The organism is Nguyenibacter vanlangensis (assembly GCF_013376155.1).
Lineage (GTDB): Bacteria > Pseudomonadota > Alphaproteobacteria > Acetobacterales > Acetobacteraceae > Gluconacetobacter > Gluconacetobacter vanlangensis.
The window spans coordinates 1-5,684 of record NZ_JABXXP010000154.1; the positions used below are offsets into that span (position 1 = coordinate 1).

9 protein-coding genes are annotated in these 5,684 nt (G+C 62.4%); 4 read left to right on the plus strand and 5 right to left on the minus strand.

Annotated features, from left to right (window positions below):
- The coding region (locus tag HUK84_RS09270; protein ID WP_176639147.1) for a cytochrome ubiquinol oxidase subunit I at nt 1–264 on the minus strand (264 nt) is incomplete at its 3' end.
- Nucleotides 265–595: 331 nt separating this feature from the next.
- On the opposite strand from HUK84_RS09270, the gene HUK84_RS09275 reads away from it, so the two are divergent.
- The 4 genes from HUK84_RS09275 to HUK84_RS09290 all read left to right on the plus strand — a co-directional run bounded on the left by HUK84_RS09275 (nt 596) and on the right by HUK84_RS09290 (nt 3,196).
- Entirely contained in the window at nt 596–1,645 is a 1,050-nt protein-coding gene (locus tag HUK84_RS09275) for a Dyp-type peroxidase (RefSeq protein ID WP_176640041.1), read from the plus strand.
- A 1-nt stretch (nt 1,646) separates the two neighbouring features.
- On the plus strand, nt 1,647–2,471 hold the full coding sequence (locus HUK84_RS09280) for a family 1 encapsulin nanocompartment shell protein (protein ID WP_176640042.1): 825 nt from the start codon (nt 1,647–1,649) through the stop codon (nt 2,469–2,471).
- Between the two features lie 192 nt (nt 2,472–2,663).
- Nucleotides 2,664–3,020, plus strand: a complete 357-nt coding sequence (locus HUK84_RS09285) for a hypothetical protein (protein ID WP_176640043.1) — start codon at nt 2,664–2,666, stop codon at nt 3,018–3,020.
- Entirely contained in the window at nt 3,017–3,196 is a 180-nt protein-coding gene (locus HUK84_RS09290; RefSeq protein WP_176640044.1) for a hypothetical protein, read from the plus strand. The genes HUK84_RS09285 and HUK84_RS09290 overlap by 4 nt, the downstream gene beginning before the upstream one ends.
- A 76-nt stretch (nt 3,197–3,272) precedes the next feature.
- Here the strand turns inward: HUK84_RS09290 and HUK84_RS09295 are convergent, their stop codons facing one another.
- The 4 genes from HUK84_RS09295 to HUK84_RS09310 all read right to left on the minus strand — a co-directional run.
- A complete protein-coding gene (locus HUK84_RS09295; RefSeq protein WP_281362776.1) occupies nt 3,273–4,562 on the minus strand; it encodes an arsenic transporter in 1,290 nt (429 codons plus the stop codon).
- Nucleotides 4,562–4,984, minus strand: a complete 423-nt coding sequence (gene arsC, locus HUK84_RS09300; RefSeq protein WP_176640045.1) for an arsenate reductase (glutaredoxin) — start codon at nt 4,982–4,984, stop codon at nt 4,562–4,564. The genes HUK84_RS09295 and arsC overlap by 1 nt, the downstream gene beginning before the upstream one ends.
- Complete coding sequence (locus HUK84_RS09305) at nt 4,981–5,349, minus strand: ArsR/SmtB family transcription factor (RefSeq protein ID WP_176640046.1); 369 nt, start codon at nt 5,347–5,349, stop codon at nt 4,981–4,983. The genes arsC and HUK84_RS09305 overlap by 4 nt, the downstream gene beginning before the upstream one ends.
- A gap of 76 nt (nt 5,350–5,425) precedes the next feature.
- On the minus strand, nt 5,426–5,684 hold a 259-nt coding region (locus HUK84_RS09310; RefSeq protein WP_246285578.1), incomplete at its 5' end, for a LysR substrate-binding domain-containing protein.

A 5,684-nucleotide genomic window follows, 5' to 3' on the forward strand; every position in this document is an offset into this window, starting at 1 on the left:
GAACACCGACCAGTTCGTGCCGAACTCGTAGGCCATCACCAGGCCGGAGACGACGCCCATGCCGAAGACGATGGAGAACGCCTTGATCCAGTAGCGATAGAGATCGAGGAAGACCTGCCGCCCCGTCGCCAGCCACGCACCCTCGAGCACGGCAAGATAGGCGGCAAGGCCGATCGAAAAGGCGGGAAAGATGATGTGAACGCCCACGGTAAAGGCGAACTGGAAGCGCGCAAGTAAAAGCGCTATATCATGGGCATTCTGCATCAATATTTTCCGCAATCCCTGGCATTACGAAATCCCGATCAAAAGAACTGACGCTGAAGGGGCAGGAAGCATTCGACAACGGCCAAGGCCACGGGGCCGTTCGTCAAAACAGATGGCGTGACGTAACCGGTATGGTGTTAAATCAACCTGCTACCGTGCGTCCAAGACCTTTTATTTATATTCTTATGCGTACTGGTTATAACAACTCATCCTTTCCCTCGGATTCGATTATACCTATGATCCATGGTCAACCGGCCGGCAGCCGTCCTGGCATCGGGCGGCAGAAGATGCCTGCTCGCGGCTCGGGGAGCATGAAGGGAGTTTCCGTCCATTGGCCACATCTCAACCCGTCGACACCAAATTGACCCAGGCCGCCTTGTTCCTTGTCGCGACCCTGAATACAGGCGATCAAGCCGCGGCAGGCGCTCAACTCCGGGACCTGCTGGGAGATCTTTCCTCGCTGTTGCGCGGCGTCGGTTTTCGTATCCCCGACGGGCGCCTCAGTTGCGTCACCGGCATCGGGTCGACGGCATGGGACCTTATTTTCGGCGCTCCGCGACCGAAGGATCTTCACCCGTTCCAGGCCATCCACGGCGTGCATCATGCCCCTTCGACCCCGGGCGACCTGCTTTTTCATATCCGTGCCACGCGCATGGATTTGTGCTTCGAACTGGCGGCCACGATCGTCTCGCGCCTGGAAGGCGCGGCCAGCGTCGTCGATGAGGTCCACGGTTTCAAATATTTCGACGAACGCGACCTGCTGGGCTTCGTGGACGGCACCGAAAACCCGTCCGGCCAGGCGGCCATCGACTCGGCGATCGTGGGCGACGAGGATCCGGCCTTCACGGGCGGCAGCTACGTCATTATCCAGAAATACCTGCATGACCTGAAAAAATGGAATGCCATTCCGACCGAAATGCAGGAAAACATCATCGGGCGTAAGAAGCTTTCCAACATCGAGCTGGCCGATGCCGCCAAACCCAGCTATGCCCATAACATGCTGACGACGATCGAGGAAAACGGCCAGCAACTCCAGATCGTGCGGGACAATATGCCATTCGGCGCGGTTGGAAAGGGCGAATTCGGCACGTATTTCATCGGCTATGCGCGTTCGCCCGCGCGCATCGAGCAGATGCTGCACAATATGTTCGTCGGAAAGCCCCCGGGGAATTACGACCGGATTCTGGACGTCAGCACCGCCGTCACCGGCGCATTGTTCTTCATTCCGACCGCCGATTTCCTGGATGGCGCTCCGGACATCGCTGCGCCGGCACGGTCGCTCGACGAGACCGGCCGCGCATCCGCGCCCCCCGAACCCGCCCCAAGGGCACACCAGGCCGATCCGTCGCTGGGCATTGGCTCGCTGAAAGAGGAACCCTGACATGAACAATCTTCACCGGCATCTCGCCCCCGTTTCCAGCATGGCCTGGGAGCAGATCGAAGAGGAAGCGGCCCGTACGATCCGGCGGCATCTCGCCGGGCGGCGCGTCGTCGATACGTCGGAACCCAAAGGCTTGTCGCTTGCCGGTATCGGAACCGGTCGCGCCAGCCGGATCGATGCGCCGACCGACGGGATTCGCGCCATGCGGCGTGACGTTCTGCCGCTCGTCGAATTGCGTGTGCCCTTCGTCCTGTCGCGCGAGGAAATCGATGCCGTGGAGCGGGGCTCTCAGGATTCCGACTGGCAGCCGGTCAAGGATGCCGCGAAGATGATCGCGTTCGCGGAAGACCGCGCCATCTTCGAGGGATATGCCGCAGCGGGCATCCAGGGCATTCGCGCCGGCACGTCCAATGCCCATCTGAAGCTTCCGGCGTCGGTGCAGGATTATCCCCATGTCATCGCCGACGCCCTCGCCACCCTGCGTCTCGCGGGCGTGAACGGTCCCTATTCGATCGTCCTGGGGGCGCAGGCATTCCTGGCGGTCGGCAGTGGCGACGATGACGGATATCCCATCCGCAAGCACATCGAAAGCATGATCGACGGCAAGCTCGTCTGGGCGCCGGCTATCGAGGGGGCTTTCGTCGTGACCATGCGGGGCGGCGATCTGGCGCTTGATATCGGGCAGGATTTCTCGATCGGCTATCTGAGCCACACGGCCGACACGGTTGAGTTGTATCTGCAGGAGAGCTTCACCTTCCGCGTCCTCACCAGCGAGGCGACGGTCGCCATCGATGCCGCGGGGGAACTGGCGCCGGCGGCATCCTGATGATCGGGAACGCAGCTTTCGGCGTGCTGCGGCGTTATCGGCGAAGGCCGGTCTCTGCCAGAATATGCGCCTGAACGAATCGCATGCTGCATGCCGTGAATTCCCCGGAATGACATTGGATGTCGGGACAGGCCGGCCTGTCCGGCACCGGCGCAAACCAGCCATGGGCACAATTGTCGAGGACTTTCGAACATGGACAACCCGCTTGAAGATTCACCGCAGACGGCAGCGCGTATCCTCGCCAGGGCCAAGGAATTGTGGGCCGCCGACGGCAAGCCGGCCTGCGGTCCCGACGCCTATAAGGCGCAGGCGTCCGAGTTGATCGGCATGGAACTGAACCCCGATGCCGGCCAGATTCCCATCGAATCGCCGGTGCCGTTGGGTCCGGACGGACAGCCCGTCGAAGAGGCGTGGCTGGAGCAGAATCTCGGCAATTCCGGCGGCAGCATGAACGAACTGGACGACAAGCAGGAAGTCCCGTTCGCTACGCGCCAGGACGAGGAGAATTTTCTGAAAGGAACGCAAGATACAGCGGAAAAAGACCCATGATCCCGATATTTCTTGATGCCAGGACCAATCCGCCGGCCCCCCATGAAGATGGCTGGTATATCATGGACGGCACAGATATTCTCGATGCGGGGCCGTTTACGAGCGAGCAACAGGCGTTGCTCTGGATTGATGGACAGGAACCCGACCCCGATGCCGGTGGCCCCTCTCCTTTCTGAGCCGCGGCCGCTCTCAAGTCGAGCATGCGCTCGGCTTCAAGCGTGAGAGGTCGGGATTCCCTTCGCGTCGCGGTGGTCAACTGATCATCGGCAGCCAGACGGCGAGCGCCAGCAGCACGACCAGCAGCACCGGCGGGGTGATGACCAGCCCGACCTTCATGTATTGGCCCCAGGTGATGCGGTAGTCCTTGCCGGCCAGCACATGCAGCCAGAGCAGGGTCGCCAGGCTGCCGATCGGGGTGAATTTCGGTCCCAGGTCGCAGCCGATGATATTGGCGTAGACCATCAGGTCGCGGGTGAGCGGCGTGATGTCCTGCGCCTGGCGGATGGATAATGCGCCCACCAGCACGCTGGGCATGTTGTTCAGCACCGATGACAACAGGGCTGCCAGGACACCGGTCCCCACCGTGGCGACGATCGTGCCCCGATGGCCGAGCCAGACCAGCGCGTCCGCGACATGATCGGTCAGGCCGGCATTTTTGAGCCCGTAGACCACCAGATACATGCCCAGGCTGAAGATGACGATCTGCCATGGTGCGCCGTGCAGCACCTTGCGCACCCGGATGACCGGGCTTTTCACCGCGAGGGCGAAGAGAATCGCGGCGGCGACGCCGGCAACGATCGCAACCGGGAGATGGAACGGCGCGGTCAGGAAATAGGCGAGCAGCAGTGCCACCAGCAGCGGAAACGCCGCCCGGAACACCAGCGGGTCCCGGATGGCGCTCGCAGGCGGGGGAAGGGTTGCAACCGGATACGAGGCCGGCACGTCGCGCCGGTAATACAGCCACAGCACGCCCAATGTCGCGGCCAGCGAGACCAGATCCACCGGCACCATCGCGGCGGCGTAGCGGTCGAACGGCACCGCGAAGAAATTTGCGCTGACGATGTTGACCAGGTTGGAAATCACCAGCGGCAGGCTGGTGGTATCTGCGACGAAGCCTGTCGCGATGATGAAGGCCAGCGCCGCCGTGTGGGACAGGCGCAGTTGGGCCAGGATCGCGATCACGATCGGGGTCAGCAGCAGGGCCGCCCCATCATTGGCGAAGATCGCGGCAATCGCCGCGCCCAGCACGACGATCAGCGGAAACAGGACATGCGCTTCTCCCCTGCCCCAGCGCACGACGTGCAGCGCGGCCCAGTGAAAGAAGCCGGCCTCGTCCAGCAGCAGCGAGATGATGATCAGCGCGATGAAGGTGAAGGTGGCATCCCAGACGATGTGCCAGACGACCGGGATATCGTGCCAATGGACCACACCGGTCGCCAGGGCGACGGCGGCGCCGGCCAGGGCGCTCCAGCCGATCCCCAATCCCCTGGGCTGCCAGATGACGAAGACGAGGGTGACGATGAAAATCGCAAGAGCGAGCATCAGACGACCTGCTTTCCGCCGTCAACGACGACTTGCCGGCCGTCCTCCTTGGCGAAGGCCGCCTTCTGCGGTTCGGGCAGGAGATCCAGCACGGTTTCGGACGGCCGGCAGAGCCTCACCCCAAGCGGGGTCACGACGATCGGGCGGTTGATCAGGATCGGGTGCGCCATCATGGCGTCGATCAGTTGGTCGTCGGTCAGGGCCGGGTCATCGAGACCCAGTGCATCATAGGGTGTGCCCTTGCGGCGCAGGAGGTCGCGCACCGGTACCCCCATGCGCGCGATCAGGCTGGCCAGTTCGTCGCGTGACGGCGGGGTCTTCAGATATTCGATGACCGTGGGTTCGATCCCGGCGTCGCGAATCTTCGCGAGTGTGTTGCGCGACGTGCCGCAGGCGGGATTGTGGTAGATCGTGATGGTCATGGCGATACCCTTTCTGACGATACCCTTTCTGCCGGGCAACAGGGCATGAGTTCAGTGATGAGCGGTGCGCACAGATCGGCCCGCCCTGCGCAGCAATCCTTGACCAGGAACAGAACCAGGGCACGAAGCACTGCGAGATCGGCGCGATAGATGACCAGCCGGCTCTGCCGGGTCGCATGGAGCAGGCCGGAACGTGCGAGGATCGCCAGATGAGTGGACAGCGTGTTCTGCGGCACGCCCAGTCGGCGCGCGACCTCGCCGGCCGGCAGGCCGTCCGGTTCCTGGCGCACGAGCAGCCGGAAGGCATCGAGACGGCTGGAATGGGCCAGGGCGCCCAGCGCCTGGAGGGCGGCTTCATTTTCCATATATCCACTTATCGGGATATATGATGAGTAGTCAAGGAGAAGCCTCCCTCCCTGCGCTCATTTCCCCCTTTCAGGATCATGACGCCAGTTCCCTGACAAAATCGAGAAAAGCGCGCACCTTGGCTGACATGAGATGCGATGCGTGGTGATAGGCATATAGGGGGAAGGTCTCATCCGACCATTCCGGCAGCAGATGGACCAGCCTCTTCTGCGCGATGAGATCCCTGGCATAGAGTTCCAGCAATTGTGCGATTCCGGCGCCGCTCAGACAGGCGCCCAGCAGCGATCCGGTGTCGTCGACCATCAGCCGTCCGGCAACATGAAGCGGAACGGTT